Here is a 19,531-nt window from a genome sequence, read left to right as displayed (position 1 = left end):
ACCAACATGGCATCTGACACACTGCATCGCGGGCGAGCGCGCTCCTACAGAAGAGCCCGCCAGTTAGATATTTGCAACCTTCTGCCAGACCTTCGGCTTGAAGAACAATGTCTCCCCACGCGCCAGGCCGATCAGGCTGTCGTGATCCTTCACCACTTCGGCCTCGATCAGATCCGGCTGGCCCTCGACCTTCAGCGTCACGCGGGTGGTTGCCCCCAGCGGGCGGATGTCGCGGACTTCGGCGGCGTGATGCCCTTCCACTTCATGGCGCGACAACGACACTTCGTGCGGCCGGAACAACACGTGGTTGTCTTCGCCCAGGTGCAGGCGATTGGAGTCGCCGAGGAAGTGGTAGACGAAATCGCTGGCCGGGTTCTCGTAGACCTCACCCGGCGAGCCGATCTGCTCGATCACGCCCTTGTTCATCACCACGATACGGTCGGCGACTTCCATCGCTTCTTCCTGGTCGTGAGTCACGAAGACCGAGGTCAGGTTGATGTCTTCGTGCAGACGCGCCAGCCAGCGGCGCAGCTCCTTGCGCACTTTGGCATCGAGCGCACCAAACGGCTCGTCCAGCAGCAACACCTTCGGTTCAACGGCCAGTGCGCGAGCGAGGGCGATACGTTGACGCTGGCCACCGGACAACTGCTCAGGGTAGCGGTCGGCCAGCCAGTCCAGCTGCACCATGTTCAGCAGCTCATGCACCTTCACGGCGATCTGGGATTCGTTCGGGCGCTGGTTCTTCGGCTTCATGCGCAAGCCGAAGGCGACGTTGTCGAACACCGTCATGTGGCGGAACAGGGCGTAGTGCTGGAACACGAACCCGACATTGCGATCGCGCACATCGTGGCCGGAGACGTCTTCCCCGTGAAACACGATGTTGCCCTGATCGGGGGTTTCCAGCCCGGCAATAATGCGCAACAAGGTCGTCTTGCCACAGCCGGACGGGCCGAGCAACGCCACCAGCTCGCCACTCTGGATGTCCAGATTGATGCTGTTAAGGGCCTTGAAAGCGTTGAAATTCTTGCTGACGTTACGGACTTCGATCGACATGAATTATTCCTCCGCCGCGCTTTGGCGCAGACGGCTAATGCGCGCTTCGCTCCACTGCTTGAGCAGCAGGATGAACAGCGCAAGGATCAATAACAGGCTCGCCACGGCAAATGCTGCTACGTGGTTGTACTCGTTGTAGAGAATCTCGACATGCAGCGGCAGGGTGTTAGTGACGCCGCGGATGTGGCCGGACACCACCGACACCGCGCCGAACTCGCCCATCGCCCGCGCGGTACACAGCACCACGCCGTAGATCAGGCCCCATTTGATGTTCGGCACGGTCACATGCCAGAACATCTGCCAGCCATTGGCGCCCAGCAGTCGCGCGGCCTCCTCTTCCTGCGTGCCCTGCTCCTGCATCAGCGGGATCAGCTCACGGGCCACAAAGGGCACGGTCACGAAGATGGTCGCCAGTACGATACCCGGCAGGGCAAAGACAATCTGAATGTCGTGATCCTGCAACCACGGGCCGAAGATGCCACGGGCGCCAAACATCAGGATGTAGACCAGACCGGCGATCACCGGCGACACCGAGAACGGCAGGTCGATCAGCGTCACCAGGATCGCCTTGCCACGGAACGAGTACTTGCTTACGCACCAGGCGGCTGCGACACCGAACACCACGTTCAACGGCACGGAAATCAGAACCGCATACACCGTGAGCTTGAGCGCCGAAAGTGCATCCGGTTCAAGAATGGCGGTGAAGAAACCACCCAAACCGTTTTTCAGGCCCTGACTGACGACCACGAACAGCGGTAACAACAGAAACAACGCAAAGACCAGCCAGGCAAGGCCGATCAGGATGCGCCGCGAGGCCGCGCTGCCACGACGGGCAGCGTTGGCGGAGGAAGCGGCGATAAGCGATGGACCAGACATAAGTGCGCCTCCTCAGTTAGGGGTTTCGATGCGTCGCTGCAGCAGGTTGATCAGCAGCAACAGGATGAACGACACCACCAGCATCATCACACCGATAGCCGTGGCGCCCGCGTAGTCGTACTGATCGAGCTTGACCATGATCAGCAGCGGCAGGATTTCGGTCTTCATCGGCATGTTGCCAGCAATGAAAATCACCGATCCGTACTCACCCACGCCACGCGCGAACGCCAATGCGAAACCGGTCAGCCAGGCGGGCAACAACGCGGGGACGAGGATGTAGCGGAACACCTGAATCGGCCTTGCGCCAAGACACGCAGCGGCTTCTTCGACTTCACGAGGGATATCCGCCAGCACCGGCTGTACCGTACGAACCACGAACGGCAGGGTGACGAAGGTCAGTGCCAGAGTGATGCCGAACGGGGTGTAAGCGATCTTGATGCCAAGGTCTGCGGCGAACTGTCCGACCAGACCCGTTGGCGTGTACAGCGCAGTCAGCGCGATACCGGCGACGGCGGTGGGCAATGCGAACGGCAGGTCGATCATGGCGTCGATGATCTTGCGTCCGGGAAAGGTGTAGCGCACCAGAACCCACGCCAGTAGCGTACCGATGACGCCGTTGATGATCGCCGCGTAGAACGCCGTGCCAAAGCTCAATCTGAGCGCGGCGAGCACCCGAGGGGCTGTGACGATATTCCAGAACTGCGCGGCGCTCAGTTGGGACGCGTGAATGAACATGGCCGCAAGCGGTATCAGCACGATCAAGCTGAGGTACACCAAGGTGTAGCCCAGCGTCAGCCCGAAGCCGGGTATGACGGGGGATATGCGTCGAGACATAAAGGTCCTTGGTTAACACACGTAACCCGGAGCGAGTCCGGGTCGTTTAATTCTATTGTACGAGCGCGCTTGCTCTGGGCCGCATTCGGACGATTGCTATCTGCCTGTGTCAGTTGTACCGACTGACACACCGCCTCGCGGGCAAGCGCACTCCTACAGTTTGTTGCTTCGCAGAAGCGCCTGAGATTATTGCGGGATGTAGATCTTGTCGAACACACCGCCATCATCGAAGAACTTGGGCTGAGCCGATTTCCAGCCACCGAAGTCCTTGTCGATGGTCAGCAGGTTCAGGCTGGGAAACTGCTTTTCGTATTTGGCAGCCACTTCCTTGTCACGAGGACGGTAGAAATTCTTGGCCGCAATTTCCTGGCCTTCCTTGCTGTACAGGTGCTTCAGGTACTCGGTAGCGATTTCGGTGGTGCCGTGCTTCTCGGCGTTTTTCTCGACCACAGCGACCGGTGGCTCGGCCAGGATCGACAGCGAAGGTACGACGATGTCGAACTTGTCAGCGCCGCCGTCTTCTTTCAGCGCCAGGAACGCTTCGTTTTCCCACGCCAGCAGCACGTCGCCCTGACCGTTGTTGACGAAAGTGATGGTCGAACCGCGAGCGCCGGTATCCAGCACAGGTACGTGCTTGAACAGTTTGCTGATGTATTCATTGGCCTTGGCTTCATCGCCTCCGCCGGATTTCAGGCCGTAGCCGTATGCAGCCAGGAAGTTCCAGCGAGCACCGCCCGAGGTTTTCGGGTTGGGTGTGATGACCGACACGCCATCCTTGATCAGGTCACCCCAGTCCTTGATGCCTTTAGGGTTGCCCTTGCGCACCAGGAACACGATGGTCGAGGTGTACGGGGTGCTGGCGTCCGGCAGTTTGGTCTGCCAGTTTTCCGGGATGGTTTTGCCCAGTTTGGCGATTTCGTCGATGTCGCCGGCCAGGGCCAGGGTCACCACGTCAGCTGGTGAGCCATCGATCACCGAACGGCCTTGCTTGCCCGAGCCGCCGTGGGACTGGTTGATCTTGACGGTGTCACCAGGATGGGATTTTTTCCAGAAGTTGATGAATTCGGCGTTGTAGTCCTGATACAGCTCGCGGGTCGGGTCATAAGACACGTTCAGCAGCGTGAAATCCTTAGCAACAGCGGAACCGGCAAACACGGCGCTGGCGAGCGCGGCCAGTGCGTAACGACGAATGGACATGAATCAAGCTCCTGGAGAATTATGTGTTGTTGGCTTTTTTCTAGTTTTGGTTTCGTAGTGGCGCGCTTGCCCGCGATAGTGTTAGGTCAATCGCTGCAGCGGCGCCTGACACACCCCAATCGCGGGCAGGCGCGCTCCTACAGATGTGTAACGATCCCAGCCCTCAGCTTCTTCAACCTTGCTGTTTGCCCGGATTCTGCAAACGGAATTTTTCCTTGCGTTCGATCTGCACCACTTGCGCGTTATGCACTGTGATTTCAACCGCGCCAAAACGCAGGTCACGCAAAGCGCTCTGAATTTCTCGCAGAATGCTTGCTTCGTCCTGACCATCGACGCTACGTAGGGATGCGCTCATTATCGTGCTCCTTGAAAGAGTGGCCCGCAGCGGCGGTGGGAGGGCGGCTGCTCTTGGCGTAGGAGGGATATTAGAGAGCCACAGTTATTCTTAAAAATACTATTTAAGAATGCAGATATAACCAAAATGAATTTGTTTGATTTGTGATGGTGCAGCCCCTGCAGGAGCGCACTTGCCTGCGATGAAAATGACGCGGTATTTCAAACCTTCCGTATCGTCCTTTTCGCGGGCAAACGCGCTCCTACATGAACGGCGTCAGCCAGCCGCAAACACCGGTGCATGCTGCCAATCGATCTGTGCCGCTGGCATCGGCCGGGCGAACCAGTAGCCCTGGCCCAGCTCACATTGGTTTTGCAGCAGAAGAACCGCCTGATCGGCCTGCTCGATCCCTTCGGCCAGCACGCGCATACCCATCGAGTGAGCCAGCGCAGTGATCGCCCGAACGATGGCGATGTCGTCCTCATCCTCTGGCAAGCCTGCAACGAACCCCTGATCGATCTTCAGTTTCTGCACCGGCATCCGTTTGAGCCGCAGCAGCGACGAGTAGCCCGTGCCGAAATCATCGATGCACAGCTTCAGGCCCAACTCGCGCAGGCGGTGCATCTGCTCGATAGCCTGCTCGGGATCGTCCATGACCGCGCTTTCGGTCACTTCCAGTTCCAGATAGCCCGGCGCCAGCCCCGTTTCATGCAGCACTTGCGCCACCCGACGATCCAGGTCGCCCAGGCCAAAGAGGCGACTGGATACGTTGACGGCGACGAACGACAACGCCACCCCGTCCTCAACCCACTCACGCATTTGCCGACAGGCCTCGGTCAGGACCCAATGATCGATATCGGCGATCAGCCCGCTCTGTTCGGCGACCGGTACGAACTCGCCCGGCGCAACCATGCCACGCTGCGGATGCTGCCAGCGCACTAGCGCCTCGACCCCCTCGATACGACGTGTGCGCAGGTTGTGGATAGGCTGATAGAACACCCGTAACTCGTCCTGCACGATGGCTCTGCGCAATTCGCTGGCCAGTTCCACTCGACGCTGGGCGTGGGCTGTCAGTTCTTCGGTGTACAGGGCGTAGCGTTCGCGACCCTGGCTTTTGGCCAGAAACAACGCCGCATCGGCATTGCGCAGCAACTGCTCGGCGCTCAAGGCGTCGTGGGGGAAGACGCTAATGCCGATGCTTGCCGACAGAAACAGCGGTTGGCCGTCGATCACGAACGGCTCGCGCAACCCTTCCAACACCCCTTGAGCCAGCTCGACCGCCTGCACGTCCTGCTGGGGATTTTCGACCAGCACGGCGAATTCATCACCACCCAGTCGCGCCAGCGTCAGGCCTTTACCCAGCAAACGGGTCAGCCGTTCGCCGACCGCCTTGAGCACTTCATCGCCCACGTTATGCCCAAGGCTGTCATTGATGTGCTTGAAGTGATCCAGATCAATCAGCAGCAGCGCCAGATTCTGCTTGTTGCGCCGGGCGTGGGTCTGCGCCTGCTCGGCGCGGTCGGTGAACAACAGCCGGTTCGGCAGGCCGGTCAGCGCATCGTAATGGGCCAGATGGGCCAGCTCGCGTTCGGAACGCTTGATGGTGGTGATGTCGGAGAACACCGCGACGAAGTGGGTAATCACACCACGGTCATCCTTGATCGAGCGGATACTCTGCCACTGCGGATAAATTTCGCCGCTCTTGCGCCGGTTCCAGATCTCCCCGCTCCACTGTCCGGCGCTGAGAATGGTCTTGTACATGCGCTCGTAGAATTCGGGGCCGTGGCGACCGGACTTGAACCTGCTGGGGGTCAGGCCCAGCACTTCGTCCTGCTGATAACCGGTGATTTTCATGAACGCGCGGTTCACGTGAACGATCACGCCACTGGCATCGGTGACCAACACGCCTTCAAGGGTGCTGTCGAAAACCGCCGCCGCCAGACGCAAGCGCTGCAGGTCTTCGTCTCGCCTCTTGCCAGCCTTGATGCCCATGTAACCAAGCAGTCTGGATCGCGCACGGTAGACGCATGCCGCGCTCACTGCTAGCCAGACATAACCGCTCATCAGTTGGGCACGCGCCAGCCTGATCGGATCGTCGATCAAAAGCGGGAGCACGAAGTCGGTGAGCGCCAGCCAGAAAATCGACAACAGCCCATACAACAGTGCGGTTTTGAGCGCATCTCGGGTAATCGCTGACATGGAAACCAAAAGCCTTACGAAAGCTCGGGATTATAAAGTAAGAAACATCCTGCGACGCTTATCTAAAACGCCGACTGGTTTTATCTGGTGGCTAAGTGATAATGCGCGCTGCCGTATCAGGATCCGCGCTCGCCGTCTCCTGCACTCTTGTATGCGTAACAACCGAGGGCAACTCAGCCTATGTGGAACAACGGTCTGCTCGACCTGTCCGTCTGGCAATTGGTCGCAGTCATTCTGGCGATGACTCACGTCACCATCGTCAGCGTCACAGTCTATCTCCATCGCTACTCCGCTCATCGCTCGCTGGAACTCAACGCCGGGCTCAAACACTTTTTCCGTTTCTGGCTGTGGCTGACCACGGCACAGAACACCCGTGAGTGGACCGCCATCCACCGCAAACACCACGCCAAATGCGAAACCGCCGATGACCCGCACAGCCCGGTCATAAAAGGCTTGTCCACGGTTCTGCGCAAAGGTGCCGAGCTGTATCGCGCCGAAGCGGAGAACCCCGAGACCCTGCGCATCTACGGCAAGAACTGCCCGGAAGACTGGATCGAGCGCAATCTGTACTCGCGCTACCCGCGCCTGGGCGTGATCATCATGGGTGCGATCGACCTGGCATTGTTCGGCGTCATCGGCATTACCGTCTGGGCTATCCAGATGATGTGGATTCCGGTGTGGGCGGCGGGTGTTGTCAACGGTTTGGGCCACGCGGTCGGCTATCGCAATTTCGAATGCCGGGACGCCGCGACCAATTTGGTGCCGTGGGGCATTCTGATTGGCGGCGAAGAGTTGCATAACAACCACCATACCTACCCCAACTCGGCCAAGCTGTCGGTCAAGCGCTGGGAATTCGACATGGGTTGGGCCTGGATCAAGCTGTTCTGCTGGCTACGTCTGGCCAAGGTCCAGCGGGTTGCGCCCATCGCCCATCGGGTCGAAGGCAAAGGCCACGTGGACATGGACACCGCCATGGCGATCCTCAACAACCGCTTCCAGATCATGGCTCAATACCGCAAGCTCGTGATCGCGCCGCTGGTACAGCAGGAACTGGCCAAGGCCGATGCGTCGGTGCGCCATCAGTTCCGCCGCGCGAAACGGCTGCTGTCGCGTGAAACCAGCTTGCTGGACGACAAGCACCAGGTGCGCATCCAGAACATGCTGGAGCACAGTCAGGCGCTGAAAGTGATCTACGAAAAGCGTCTGGCGCTGCAACAGATCTGGGCCAGGACCAGCAGCAACGGTCACGACATGCTTGCCGCGATCAAAGATTGGGTGCACGAGGCCGAAGCCAGCGGTATCCAATCCCTGCGCGACTTCGCCGACCAGTTGAAAACCTACTCGCTACGCCCTCATCACAGCTAAGCCGTTGATCGGCGTACACCCTAGCGGGTGCGCGCCGGTCGGAACTTAGTGCCACTACACTGATCTCATTATCACCCTCACACTATGCTGTGTGACATGTTGTGGCATGCGCCGCACCTTATTTTGAGATGCAGTGCTCATGGACAACCAGACACCTTCAATCGAGACGCCAGCCCCCGCAGAAACCCTTCTGGCGCTGATGCATGCCCAGGCGGAAGTTGCGCGCCTGAGTGAACGTGAACAGCTATTCAGCTCGTTGCTGGTGAGTGTCAACGCGGTGCTGTGGGCATTCGACTGGCAGACCCAGCGCATGATCTACGTCAGCCCCGCCTATGAGCGGATTTTCGGGCGCTCGGCCGGACTGCTGCTGGCCGATTACAACGAATGGCGCGACAGCATTTACCCCGATGACCTCGATTACGCCGAACGCAGCCTGAGTGAAGTGCTGGAAAAGGGCTCCATCGAAGACCGCGAATACCGCATCATCCGCGCCGATGGTCAGGTGCGCTGGTTGAGCGATAAATGCTTCGTCAGTCATCAGGCCGAGCATGGCCAGCGCTTGGTCGTGGTGGGTATCGCCGAAGACATCACCGAAAAGAAACAACTCGAAGACGAATTGCAGCGCCTGGCGACTACCGATGTGCTCACCCAGAGCAGCAACCGTCGCCACTTCTTCGAATGCGCCCAGCGCGAATTCGAACAGGCACGACTGCAAGGCACGCCGATGGCGTTTCTGTTGCTCGACGTGGATGACTTCAAGCTGGTCAACGATACCTACGGTCACCAGGAAGGCGACGTGGTGCTGCAGCGCATTGCCGAATGCGGGCGCAAGACGCTGCGCCGTGGCGATCTGTTCGGGCGGATCGGCGGTGAAGAATTCGCAGCGGTCTTCATTGGCTGCGCTCCGGACATGGCCAAGCAGATCGCCGAGCGGCTGCAACGAGAGATCCAGCGCCTGAGCTTTCAGCGCGATGACAAGACTTTCGGCATTACCGCGAGCCAGGGCCTGACTAATCTGGGCCAGGAGGATCAGAGTCTGGAAGCCCTATTCGCCCGCGCCGATGCTGCGATGTATCAGGCCAAGCGGCAGGGCAAGAATCAGATTGTGTTGGTGTAAGTAACACTCCCCCCATCCCGCGGCCCTTCGCCAATCAACACACGAGGAACAACAGCTGCCTCTACAACGGTCATCATGACTCCCCGGCATCAGTCTTCAAACATTGGTCAACGAGCGGCGTCGGAGACGGCTAAAAGCGACTTTTCGGACGCTAACAAAGGAAAAAACCTGCCGAAGCAGGTTTTTTCTGACGATCTGGTCACATTTTGATCAGTCGTGACCGACCTTCATCGAACCTCAGGCGATCTCAGCGAAGCACTCTTCGATGATCTTCAGACCCTTGTCCAGTTGCTCGTCCGGCGAGGTCAGCGGGACCAGCACGCGCAACACGTTGCCGTAGGTGCCGCACGACAGCAGGATCAGGCCCTTGTCACGCGCCTTGGCCACCACTTGAGCCACAGCAGCCGCGTTTGGCTTGTGGGTGTCGCCGTTTTCGAAGCACTCGACCGCGATCATCGCGCCCAGGGCGCGCACTTCACCGATCACCGGGTGCTTGGCCTGGATGGCACGCAGGCCAGTGACCAGACGTTCGCCGACAGCCTTGCAGCGATCCAGTAGATGCTCTTCTTCGAACACCTCCATTACCGCCAGAGCGGCGGCGCAAGCGATCGGGCTACCGGCGTATGTGCCGCCCAGACCGCCAGGAGCTATGGCGTCCATGTATTCGGTCTTGCCGCAGACACCGGCCAGCGGGAAGCCGCCGGCGATTGACTTGGCGAAAGTGGTCAGGTCGGCACTCACGCCCATCTGCTCCATGGCGAAGAACGTACCAGTACGGCCAGCGCCGGTCTGAACTTCGTCAGCAATTAGCAGGATGCCGTGCTTGTCGCACAGTTCGCGCAGGCGGGCCATGAAGGCTTTTGGCGCGACGTAGAAACCGCCTTCGCCCTGAACAGGCTCGATGATGATCGCGGCGATGTCTTTTGGCTCGGCGTCGTTCTTGAAGATGCGCTCGATGCTGGCGATGGAGTCGTCGACGCTCACACCGTGCAGCTCGTTCGGGTACAGCGCGCGGAAGATGCCGCCTGGCATCAGGCCCATGCCCGCCGAGTACGGAACGACTTTACCGGTCAGGCCCAAAGTCATCATGGTGCGGCCATGATAGGCGCCGGTGAAGGCGATGACGCCGGCACGGCCAGTGGCCGCGCGCGCGATCTTGACGGCGTTTTCAACCGCTTCAGAACCCGTGGTGACCAGCAGGGTTTTCTTGTCGAAGTTACCCGGCACCTTGGCGTTGATTTTTTCGCACAGGTCCACGTAGGGCTCGTACGCCAGCACTTGGAAGCAGGTGTGGGTCAGCTTGGTCAGTTGCTCTTGCACCGCAGCGACGATTTTTGGGTGTAGATGGCCGGTGTTCAGCACTGCGATACCACCGGCGAAATCGATGAACTCACGGCCTTCAACGTCGGTAACGGTAGCGTTCTTCGCGGATTCGGCGAAGATCGGGTGAATTTGACCAACGCCACGCGGGACAGCGGCTTCGCGGCGTTTCATCAGGGATGCGTTAGTTTTGCTCATGGTTTCCTCATTCACCGCTCATCCGGCGGCGTGGTTCAAGGAGCGGCGGGGGTCAACAGCGGCAGCATACGATGATCGACTGCCGCGGCCTTCCGGCCAGCAAATAGGGTTTTCGGTGCTGCAAAAACCTGCGGAACGTCGCTCTCGCGCCCCGCAGGTTGTAATACCGGTGCCTGGTTATGAATGCGTTAGCTTCAAACGCTCAGGCACAGGTATTTGATCTCCAGATAATCTTCGATGCCGTATTTCGAACCTTCACGGCCCAGGCCCGACGCCTTGACGCCGCCAAACGGCGCGACTTCGTTGGAGATCAGGCCGGTGTTGATACCCACCATGCCGTACTCCAGAGCCTCGGCCACACGGAACACGCGGCTCAGGTTCTGCGCGTAGAAGTACGACGCCAGGCCGAACTCGGTGTCGTTGGCCATGGCGACCACTTCGGCTTCATCTTTGAAGCGGAACAGCGGGGCCAGCGGACCGAAGGTCTCTTCCTTGGCTACTGCCGCGTCTTTTGACACGTTGACCAGAATGGTCGGCTCGAAGAAGTTCCCTTCCAGGCTGTTGCCACCGCTCAGCACCTTGGCGCCTTTGCCCAGCGCGTCGGCGATGTGTTCCTTGACCTTGGCCACCGCCTTTTCGTCGATCAATGGGCCAGTGGTGGTGCCTTCAGTCAGGCCGTCGCCGACTTTCAGCTTGGCGACTGCAGCTTTCAGTTTCTCGGCGAAGGCGTCGTAGACCGAATCCTGCACATAGATGCGGTTGGCACAGACGCAGGTCTGGCCGTTGTTGCGGTATTTGGAGATGATCGCGCCCTCAACGGCCTTGTCCAGATCCGCGTCGTCGAACACGATAAACGGCGCGTTGCCGCCCAGCTCCAGCGAAACTTTTTTGATGTCGTGGGCACATTCAGCCATCAGTTGGCGACCAATTTCGGTCGAGCCTGTGAACGACAGTTTGCGCACGATCGGGTTGCTGGTCAGCTCGGTGCCGATGTCGCCAGCACTGCCGGTAACCACGCTGAACACGCCAGCCGGAATGCCCGCACGCTCGGCCAGTTCAGCCAGCGCCAGAGCGGAGTAAGGGGTTTGCGAAGCCGGCTTGAGCACCATGGTGCAACCGGCCGCCAGCGCAGGGCCGGCTTTACGGGTGATCATCGCCGCCGGGAAGTTCCACGGGGTGATGGCAGCGGTCACGCCGATTGGCTGTTTCAGCACGATCAAACGCTTGTCCGGCTGATGGCCAGGGATCACGTCGCCATAGACGCGCTTGGCCTCTTCGGAGAACCACTCGATGAAGGAGGCTGCGTAAGCGATTTCGCCCTTGGCTTCGGCCAGTGGCTTACCCTGCTCCAGGGTCATCAGGCGACCGAGATCGTCCTGGTTTTCAATCATCAGTTCGAACCAGCGACGCAGTTTGGCGCCACGCTCTTTGGCAGTCAGCGCGCGCCAGGCCGGCAAGGCCTTGTCGGCGGCTTCGATGGCACGGCGGGTTTCAGCGGCGCCCATTTTAGGCACGGTGCCCAGAATCTCGTTGCTCGACGGGTTGTTGACCTTGATGGTCTGCCCGCTGTCGGCATCAGCCCAGGCGCCATTGATGTACGCCTGTTGGCGGAACAACTTCGAATCTTTGAGCTGCATGTCGGCCTCCTAAACAGCACCGCGCAAGGCGGAGCGAATTATTGATTGTTCAAAGGCGCCTCCGAAGAGGCTGCCGTCAGGAAAACATTCGCCGGGCCCCGAACGCACGGATCGCGAAAAGTGCGGACGGCCGAACGGGAGCGTTTGAAATCTCAAACGATCCTAGGATCAACGACACCAAAGGACAATAGGGTGTTCGAAAAAAAGAACAACCGCGCCCGATTTGCGAAACACTTCCTGATCAGCGGCTGGAACTGCCTAGCGCCACTGAGCGGCTGGAAAAAAGCGCTCGACCAGAGGCTCATGCCCTACCCGCTCGGCGTATGCAGCACGGTCGAAGGGTGTCCCGGTGCGTAAGTCGTAGATTATTTCCGCATTGGGTTTGTTCACTTCGCGCAGCCTTACCCGGACAAAGTGATAATTCGCACCGCGAATGTCGCGAATCGATTCGATCCGGAAATAACGTCCAGGCGTGAAAATGACTTCGACTTCGGTCGATGTCATCGATAACGGACCAATCGGAGCGCCGCTGTGACGCCCCCGTCCAATCAGCTCGTAAACCACGGAGGTGTCATCGAAGACGTGAACGTGGTCCAGGCCTCGCACCTGCTTGGGGGCCACGAACTCCCGCAGAGCGTATGGGTTTTCAGTGAATGAGGTGATATCGGTGCTGACCAGCACATCGCCCGGTCTGAGTTGCCCACTGCGAAAGTGCGCGCCGCCGGTCGCCCTCTGCGCGCTACCCCCTCGCCACAAGCGCACTGCTTCGCTGTTCGGTAACTGCGTCAGTGAGTCGAAAAGATCGGTCAGATAGGGGATAAGATCGGTGCCGCTCACATTGCCATGGCGGAACAGCATGTTGGCCTGGGTGAGTTCATCGGTGTAGGCAAGGACGAGATCGTTATGGAATTCGTCGTCCTGAAGCCATGTGCGGCATGACTTTCCATCTTGCAATAAATAGCGGTAGCCGCTGGCATCTTCCTGTAACGGGTTATCTGCAGAAGGGCTCGGCAATCGCGCTGCTATTAACGTCTGGCGCTGGTGCTCCAGCAGGATTTCTGCCAACTGCGTCGAGAGTTCGGGATCCTGCTGCATATAGATGTCCCAGAACGCCGAAGCCACTTGCTGCAGATCAACGGATGCGTCTTGCGCTGGCTGTGGAACATCCACCAGTGTCCAGGTTCTGCCTTCCACCACCCGCAGCGGATAACTGGGCATGAAGGCGAAAGGGTCCTGGGAGTCGGAAATCAGCCAGCCGTCGGACTCCGGGCTGAAGCGAACCCGCAGCGGAAGGTCGTACATTTCGATCCAGGTCGAGCCGTCGCCATCGACGCTCACACCCTGAAGCAGCCCGGGGGTCGTAGACGGTGCGGGGAGAATCCGATTTCCGGCCAGGCTTCCCACTTCATCGTCCAGCCGACGGGTCATTTCCCAGTTTGAGGGTGTCGCCAATCGCTCATGGGGTGGGGCGCAAAAACGCAAGGCTTTGGCACCCAGGCTCACGTCAGCGATGGAGAACACCGACATAACGCTATCGGCCACCGCGGAGATGATCGCCTGCGTGCGCTCGATGACAGACCGGGCGCACACAGCGGCGTCGATATCCAGCGACAGACGCGCCGCTGCAATACCCAGCACAACCAGCCCCAAAGGCCAAGCGAGCATCGCAAAGCCGCCGAAAACACCGAGAAAAGCGCCGAGATAGCCACGCCAGAGCGATTTGCGCAGGTCCGCATTGCTTATTGCCAAGGTGTGGCTGACAGCTAGATCCGCCTTGGCCCAGTCGCGCATGGCGGCGAACAGGTCCCCGTTTATCGCTCTGCCGATACCAAACGGCCAGGCGGGTGCGTCCACAGGTCCAATGCGCTTCAGAACATCGGTCATGACCTGTTGCCGCTCAGCAGCGCTGGCCTGCCCATTCGCGCGAAACAGCGCGTCGAAGACTTGCGGCGAGCGAAGCTGGCCACTGAGCCAGTGCACCATATCGCCAAGGTTGGCAAAGGCGCGCGGCAGCCACTGCGTCGCGGGGCAATAAAGCACCGTTCGACCATCCTCGGCGCGCAGAGTGATCAGGTGCCCACCGCCGGTCGCCATGTAATGCCGGATGACAAAGGTATCGCTGACGGGCGCGGCTTGAAGCGTCGCAAGTGTGACCGTCTCCGAGACTAGCCCCAGCCAGGCACGCAGACGCTGTCGGTCAAGCTGAGTCAAGGCGTCTTGCTCCGCAGCCTCATCGATCAAGGCAACCAAACGCACTTTGGCCAGCAGCTTGAAATCGTCGCTGTGCTCACGCCAGAAACGCTCGGTGCGCTGGCTGAGGAGCGAAGCGAAATCCAGCGCCCACAAATCGTCCATGACCTTGCCGGCGTCGAGTCGGACTTCATTGTGCAAGCCGTATTCACGTGCTCCGCTGCCACGGCGATAAAAACCGCCGTAAACAGGCAAGACGTCCGGCGCCAGCTGAAAACCATCGTTGAAACGACGGATCAGCAGTTGGGTGAAGGTCATCGACTGACGCGGCGCCTGACTGTGGCGCCACCCTGTAAATGTCGGTGCACTGACGGCGTCATCAAACACATTCCACCAGACCCGGTCCGGGTCCAGAGGCTTGCCAGTATGCTTGAGCAGATAATCGGCGGCCGCCTTGCGCGCCAGCTGATAAAGATCGGGCCATGCATCCATATAAGCGCGCGCCCGTGTCATCACGGCGCGAGCATCACCCAACGAATTCAGGCTGCGCTCCACATGCTCGAGGTCGATCGCCATCTTGAAAGTCCTTTGCTCAATGAAAGACGTTCAAGGAAGCAGCTCAACCGTTGTGCCATGCGGTATATAAGTACCGCGCAATGCTGCCGCGATGGCGTAATCTTGCGGCGCACGAGAAGAGCCGTGGCAAATGCCGCCGGGGTCATTTCCCGGGGTAAAACAAACGGCAAGTCAATGCAATGGACGCTTTCGACCTAGATGGGTATCATGGCGCCCGCGTTGCACCTGTAGCTCAGCTGGATAGAGTACTGCCCTCCGAAGGCAGGGGTCGTGGGTTCGAATCCCGCCTGGTGCACCATCTTCTTTCCCTTGTATTACAAGGGGATAGCGCTCCTGACAGAAATCTGTCCTAGTCCTGAAAGTCGTTTTTGCCACAAATTTGCCACACTTAATGTGGCGGGAATGGTCGAAATGGCAACAATCAGGAATCGCGGCGAGTATCAGTGGGAAGCGCAAATTCGCCGTAAGGGCTATCCAGCCCAGCGAAAAACCTTCGAAACCAAATCCGATGCCCACGCGTGGGCACGCATGATCGAAAGCGAAATCGACCGGGGTATCTTTGTCTCTCGCGTCGAGGCTGAACGCACCGCATTTCATCAACTCATTGATCGCTACATCTCCGAGATCGCCCCGAAGCACAAAGGCGCATATTCGGAAATCAAACGCCTGGAAGCGCTCAAGCGTCATCCGCTGGCAACACGCATCGTTGCCACCCTCACTTCTTCAGATTTTGCCCGCTACCGTGACGAGCGCTTGAAGATCCGTAAGGGCAACACGGTCAAGCGCGAGCTGGCTTTGTTCCAATGCGTGATCGAGGTCGCTCGCCGCGAGTGGGGAATTCACCTTGCCGAGAACCCGGTCAGGATGGTCAGCCGTCCAAGCTACAACGACGAACGCTCACGACGACTGGACCCTATTGAAGAGCAATACATGCTCGGCGCGTTAGAGCTCCGTGAGCGACCTGCTGATGGGACCTACGCCGATGCGTCACACAATCCATGGATACGGCCCATTGTGCAGTTGGCGATTGAGACAGCGATGCGCCGAGGCGAGATTTTTGAGCTGCGCTGGAAGCATGTGAATCTGGATCGTAGAACCGCGCACCTGCCCGCAACCAAAAACGGCCTGCCGAGAACCGTCCCGCTTTCGCCGAAGGCTATTCAGTTGCTGAAGGACTTGCCGCGTTCGCTGTGCGGGCGAGTCTTCCCCACCACCGCTGATGCGCTCAAGAAGGCCTTTGTACGAGGTCTGGAGCGAGCCAGGCTGAAGTACTTGGGAGATTGTGAGATGGCGCAGGTAACGCCTCAGGAAGACTTCCTGATCAACCTGCGCTTTCACGATCTGCGGCATGAAGCGACCTGTCGGCTTGCGACCAAACTGCCGAACTTGATCGAGCTCGCGAGCGTGACGGGGCATCGGGAGGTGAACATGCTGAAGCGGTACTACAACATTACTGCGGAGGAGCTGGCAGCAAAGCTGGCCTGATCGGACCACACCCGTCTTTGGCTATTGCTCAGACGGGGCTCTACTTGCATTCGACTTGGCCAGTTGCTTGCATCAGACTTAACCAGTGCAGTTGAGTACCTCGACCGGCAGAAGTGGCCCCATCGCTGCCGCTTGAATCAAGCGGCTATAGATCATCTATCTCGAAGGTATCGGCCGAACTGTAGCTCGCAGCGGAGAGCGATATGACTGCACAGGAGCATCGTCCGAAAAGGCGATTAGCATCAGTACTATTTGGGAGGGATTTCATGGCCTTTCGCGAAGCCCAAGGCTCAGTGATGAGAGGAAATGCAGCGGGGTCAACTGATAAGCCCTCCACACCTCGCCTGCGAACGGCCCTAGAATGCTCAGCGGCGATGGTAGATGATTTTCGAATCGCCCATGAAGTCGTCCACGCTCACCAGCGGAACGGACGAACGAACGCGACCAGAGCTGGTCTGGCTGTGTCCTGTAGAGATCTGGGATCTAGTTAGATACCCGTCACCACCCTTTTTGCCTGTCGGCTTACCAGTCTGGTGACATGAGAATTTCATGGATTCGCTCCGGGGATGGGTTGGCGTCGCAGAGATTGGCTTTCCTGCGAAACGCTCCGCCAGCCATTTTCTTTTGGGCTGTGCATTGGCCATTATCGGACACCTCTACCAAAAGGGTCGTTCCGTCCGACGAAATGCTTTCCCAGCGCTGTGTATTGCCGACTGTAGAAAAGCGCCAGTCCAAGCCTAAATCTTCGATGGACGACAGACCATTCAGTAAATCGATTACTGATTGATAGCGTGTATTGGGATCAAATTTCAAGCATTTCTTGATGATGGTCTTGAGCTTTTTCGGAACATGCCGAGGTAGCTTCGACAAATCGGGGTAGGTTTCGCTGCGCAGAGCACCCGACAGTTCAGCACCATTTCCGAATGCACGTCGTTGATTCTCAAGAGAGTCTAAGCCAGCCAGCAAACGGTACAGGGTCATGCCCACCTGGTAGATATCTGCACTGTTATTGAAGTCACGTGTGTGAGCACTCTCGGGTGGCAGATGGTAGCGGTAGGTCGCCTCAGGCGTAGCGAATCCATCCTCATCCATGATCTTGGCGAAGCCGAAGTCAGAAAGTAGGGCCTCATCACTGTCGGAGATCAAGATGTTGTCTGGCTTGATGTCGAAGTGGAGCAAACCTTTGGAGTGGATGTTGTTCAGCCCGCTGAGGAAATGCATTGAGTAACGGATGAGCTGCCTGCAGGTCAGCCCCTGTGCTTCAGCGATTTGGTGCAGCGATCCGTTCCGGTAATAGGGCATGGCCATGTAGATATGCTGGGCGTCCTTGCAGGCGTATAGCACCTGCACCACGTACGGATGCGTGCTTTTGTAGAGCAACTGAGCTTCAAGTAGGTACCGCTCTTCATTGAATCCGTCAGTCTTGACCTGCTTCACCACGAGCTCGGCATCTAGGTGCTCGTCATGTACGACGTACACCTCGGAATTCTCACCATTCTCGCCAATACGCTCCTTCCTCTGGAAAGAAACCTGGGCCGTCTGGTATGGAATGATCATTTGGCCGCTCCTATGGCTACGAGAATTGCCTCTCGAACAGTCTGTGCCCTCCCTGCCGGCCAGCCTTCCACGCCCTCAAGCTCGATCTCGCATTTCACTATCGAGTTAAACTGAGCAGAAGTGATGCCCAGCCGCGCGCTGATACTTGTCTTTCGCCCTACGAAATAGTTTTTGATGCTGCTGCTCGCGAACGACTCCATGAACACGGCCTCCAGGTACAACCGGTCAGCGTCTTGGTTCTGCGCGTTGCCCTCTGCGACCCGAATACCCGCCGCGTCGACTTGGTACTCTCGGAGGATGTCGAGGATGTTGTGGCGAGCGAATTTGAGCTGCTCTGGCTTGTTCAAGATCTGAGGAATGATCAAGGACTCGACGTTCAAAATTTGCTTGGTTTCATCGTCGTAGATGACGAACGTCGCCTTTTTGGGCTCTGCGCGGATTCCAAGTGATCGCATGGCGTTCCCTGCGGGTAGTGGCGGTTTCTGGAGTGCATCTCTGGCCGCACACTAGCATCAGACTGCCAGCAATCACCATCCCCTTAAGGTAGCCCACCGGCTGAGAAATGCCGGGCACTGCCAGACGATCTCAATGTGCGGTCACGCTTCACAGATATCCTAAGGTCCCCGCTCCTCCCCCCTCACAAGCCATCTGTTAAAAATATGTCCTAGCTGTTAGCCGCTCTACTGGCGAAATCTGTGTCGACCAGATCAATCGAGCGATAACCCGATGCTAGTAGATTATGAAACCATCCAAAAAATACAGAAGCTTGGCGACGACGTCCTGATTGGCGTGTTTGAAGTTGCTGCATTGACGGGATTCAGCGTGCTTACAGTCCGTCAGCGTAAGTTGCCAGGGCTTGAGCCTGTACCAGGCCTATCAAGGCTGCGATGGAGGCTAGGTGACTTAAGAGCGTGGATGCGCACCGGCAATACTGACAACCCTCCTCACCCATCCATGAAAAATGCCTCACCAAATCCAAAACGCACAGGTAGACCCACCAAGAAAACACAGGTGGAGGCGCGGCAATGATCGTCCCATACGTCATCGTCCTATGTTTGCACCGGGAGCCGTAAGGATGGGCAGACAACGAACCATCAGGGATCAAAATTTTTGGCGCTCCCCCCGCCTGCTGAATTGCACCACTGAAGACAAAGTTGCGTTGCTGCACCTCTTAACAGCCCCTGACAGTAATATCACGGGCGTATACCCCCTCGTGCCCCGAATCGCAGGAGCAGAGATAGGCTGGACGGCAGAGCAATGGTTACAAGTCATTCATCGATTACAAGATGAGGGCTTGGCTAGATACGATCATGTCAGATACGTCGTTTGGGTACGTATCTGGTGGGATCATCATACCGCTACTCAGGTGACCGGGCCAAAGCTGATAGCTAGAGCGCTTGAGGAAATTCGCCGCATTCCGAGCCAGTGGCTTGACGATTTCCTGCGAGATTTCAAAGAAAGACTTACGGTGAATCAGCAGCGATTGATCAATGAGGCCCTCCGTCCCCGCTCAGTGAATCGCCCCGGATTTTCTAGACACTCTCCAAGCTCAGGAAATAGCGTTTCTCATACTCTACTGGAGACAGCTGCATA

The 19,531-nt window shown here is 58.2% G+C and carries 14 protein-coding genes, 1 tRNA gene and 1 pseudogene; 5 read left to right on the top strand and 11 right to left on the bottom strand.

What is annotated here, in order from left to right:
• Positions 1-63: 63 nt before the first annotated feature.
• From CE491_RS16375 to dibA, 6 genes are all read right to left on the bottom strand, one after another.
• On the bottom strand, positions 64-1,053 hold the full coding sequence (locus CE491_RS16375) for a sulfate/molybdate ABC transporter ATP-binding protein (protein WP_110949372.1): 990 nt from the start codon (positions 1,051-1,053) through the stop codon (positions 64-66).
• Positions 1,054-1,056: 3 nt separating this feature from the next.
• On the bottom strand, positions 1,057-1,929 hold the full coding sequence (cysW, locus tag CE491_RS16370; RefSeq protein WP_110949371.1) for a sulfate ABC transporter permease subunit CysW: 873 nt from the start codon (positions 1,927-1,929) through the stop codon (positions 1,057-1,059).
• A 12-nt stretch (positions 1,930-1,941) separates the two neighbouring features.
• Complete coding sequence (cysT, locus tag CE491_RS16365; protein WP_110949370.1) at positions 1,942-2,763, bottom strand: sulfate ABC transporter permease subunit CysT; 822 nt, start codon at positions 2,761-2,763, stop codon at positions 1,942-1,944.
• Between the two features lie 186 nt (positions 2,764-2,949).
• Positions 2,950-3,960, bottom strand: coding sequence for a sulfate ABC transporter substrate-binding protein (locus CE491_RS16360; RefSeq protein WP_110949369.1), 1,011 nt, complete (start codon positions 3,958-3,960; stop codon positions 2,950-2,952).
• A 172-nt stretch (positions 3,961-4,132) separates the two neighbouring features.
• On the bottom strand, positions 4,133-4,315 hold the full coding sequence (gene oscA, locus CE491_RS16355) for a sulfur starvation response protein OscA (protein WP_081565193.1): 183 nt from the start codon (positions 4,313-4,315) through the stop codon (positions 4,133-4,135).
• A gap of 255 nt (positions 4,316-4,570) precedes the next feature.
• Entirely contained in the window at positions 4,571-6,493 is a 1,923-nt protein-coding gene (gene dibA, locus CE491_RS16350) for a phosphodiesterase DibA (RefSeq protein WP_110949368.1), read from the bottom strand.
• Positions 6,494-6,673: 180 nt separating this feature from the next.
• Here dibA and desA point away from each other — a divergent pair, with 180 nt between their 5' ends.
• Together desA and CE491_RS16340 are read left to right on the top strand one after the other, a co-directional pair.
• Positions 6,674-7,858 (top strand): delta-9 fatty acid desaturase DesA, encoded by a 1,185-nt coding sequence (gene desA / locus CE491_RS16345; protein WP_110949367.1) that lies wholly within the window; start codon positions 6,674-6,676, stop codon positions 7,856-7,858.
• 139 nt (positions 7,859-7,997) lie between these two features.
• Positions 7,998-8,975: a GGDEF domain-containing protein gene (locus CE491_RS16340; RefSeq protein ID WP_110949366.1), complete on the top strand. Its 978-nt coding sequence runs from the start codon at positions 7,998-8,000 to the stop codon at positions 8,973-8,975.
• A gap of 237 nt (positions 8,976-9,212) precedes the next feature.
• Here the strand turns inward: CE491_RS16340 and gabT are convergent, their stop codons facing one another.
• The 3 genes from gabT to CE491_RS16325 all read right to left on the bottom strand — a co-directional run bounded on the left by gabT (position 9,213) and on the right by CE491_RS16325 (position 14,896).
• Entirely contained in the window at positions 9,213-10,493 is a 1,281-nt protein-coding gene (gabT, locus tag CE491_RS16335; RefSeq protein ID WP_110949365.1) for a 4-aminobutyrate--2-oxoglutarate transaminase, read from the bottom strand.
• Between the two features lie 194 nt (positions 10,494-10,687).
• Positions 10,688-12,130, bottom strand: a complete 1,443-nt coding sequence (gabD, locus tag CE491_RS16330; protein ID WP_110949364.1) for an NADP-dependent succinate-semialdehyde dehydrogenase — start codon at positions 12,128-12,130, stop codon at positions 10,688-10,690.
• Between the two features lie 258 nt (positions 12,131-12,388).
• Positions 12,389-14,896 (bottom strand): dermonecrotic toxin domain-containing protein, encoded by a 2,508-nt coding sequence (locus tag CE491_RS16325; RefSeq protein WP_110949363.1) that lies wholly within the window; start codon positions 14,894-14,896, stop codon positions 12,389-12,391.
• Positions 14,897-15,117: 221 nt separating this feature from the next.
• Between CE491_RS16325 and CE491_RS16320 the strand changes: the two genes are divergently transcribed.
• Together CE491_RS16320 and CE491_RS16315 are read left to right on the top strand one after the other, a co-directional pair.
• Positions 15,118-15,194, top strand: a tRNA-Arg gene (locus CE491_RS16320).
• Positions 15,167-16,381, top strand: a complete 1,215-nt coding sequence (locus CE491_RS16315) for a site-specific integrase (protein ID WP_234407618.1) — start codon at positions 15,167-15,169, stop codon at positions 16,379-16,381. Before CE491_RS16320 ends, CE491_RS16315 begins: the two co-directional genes overlap by 28 nt.
• Before the next feature lie 522 nt (positions 16,382-16,903).
• Here CE491_RS16315 and CE491_RS16310 read toward each other — a convergent pair.
• Both CE491_RS16310 and CE491_RS16305 read right to left on the bottom strand, forming a co-directional pair.
• Complete coding sequence (locus CE491_RS16310) at positions 16,904-17,938, bottom strand: serine/threonine-protein kinase (RefSeq protein WP_110949362.1); 1,035 nt, start codon at positions 17,936-17,938, stop codon at positions 16,904-16,906.
• Positions 17,935-18,393: a hypothetical protein gene (locus CE491_RS16305; RefSeq protein ID WP_110949361.1), complete on the bottom strand. Its 459-nt coding sequence runs from the start codon at positions 18,391-18,393 to the stop codon at positions 17,935-17,937. The genes CE491_RS16310 and CE491_RS16305 overlap by 4 nt, the downstream gene beginning before the upstream one ends.
• Before the next feature lie 620 nt (positions 18,394-19,013).
• Here CE491_RS16305 and CE491_RS30795 point away from each other — a divergent pair.
• Positions 19,014-19,531: pseudogene (locus CE491_RS30795) on the top strand (hypothetical protein); the annotation flags it as partial.

The organism is Pseudomonas bohemica, from assembly GCF_002934685.1.
Taxonomy (GTDB): domain Bacteria; phylum Pseudomonadota; class Gammaproteobacteria; order Pseudomonadales; family Pseudomonadaceae; genus Aquipseudomonas; species Aquipseudomonas bohemica.
Note: the sequence above shows the minus strand (reverse complement) of the source record. Positions and strands in the feature narration are given on the sequence as shown.

Excerpts from the sequence above, each read along its gene's own strand:
- CE491_RS16375 (WP_110949372.1), bottom strand. The coding sequence starts at position 1,053 with ATGTCGATCGAAGTCCGTAACGTCAGCAAGAATTTCAACGCTTTCAAG.
- cysW (WP_110949371.1), bottom strand. The coding sequence starts at position 1,929 with ATGTCTGGTCCATCGCTTATCGCCGCTTCCTCCGCCAACGCTGCCCGT.
- cysT (WP_110949370.1), bottom strand. The coding sequence starts at position 2,763 with ATGTCTCGACGCATATCCCCCGTCATACCCGGCTTCGGGCTGACGCTG.
- CE491_RS16360 (WP_110949369.1), bottom strand. The coding sequence starts at position 3,960 with ATGTCCATTCGTCGTTACGCACTGGCCGCGCTCGCCAGCGCCGTGTTT.
- oscA (WP_081565193.1), bottom strand. The coding sequence starts at position 4,315 with ATGAGCGCATCCCTACGTAGCGTCGATGGTCAGGACGAAGCAAGCATT.
- dibA (WP_110949368.1), bottom strand. The coding sequence starts at position 6,493 with ATGTCAGCGATTACCCGAGATGCGCTCAAAACCGCACTGTTGTATGGG.
- desA (WP_110949367.1), top strand. The coding sequence starts at position 6,674 with ATGTGGAACAACGGTCTGCTCGACCTGTCCGTCTGGCAATTGGTCGCA.
- CE491_RS16340 (WP_110949366.1), top strand. The coding sequence starts at position 7,998 with ATGGACAACCAGACACCTTCAATCGAGACGCCAGCCCCCGCAGAAACC.
- gabT (WP_110949365.1), bottom strand. The coding sequence starts at position 10,493 with ATGAGCAAAACTAACGCATCCCTGATGAAACGCCGCGAAGCCGCTGTC.
- gabD (WP_110949364.1), bottom strand. The coding sequence starts at position 12,130 with ATGCAGCTCAAAGATTCGAAGTTGTTCCGCCAACAGGCGTACATCAAT.
- CE491_RS16325 (WP_110949363.1), bottom strand. The coding sequence starts at position 14,896 with ATGGCGATCGACCTCGAGCATGTGGAGCGCAGCCTGAATTCGTTGGGT.
- CE491_RS16310 (WP_110949362.1), bottom strand. The coding sequence starts at position 17,938 with ATGATCATTCCATACCAGACGGCCCAGGTTTCTTTCCAGAGGAAGGAG.
- CE491_RS16305 (WP_110949361.1), bottom strand. The coding sequence starts at position 18,393 with ATGCGATCACTTGGAATCCGCGCAGAGCCCAAAAAGGCGACGTTCGTC.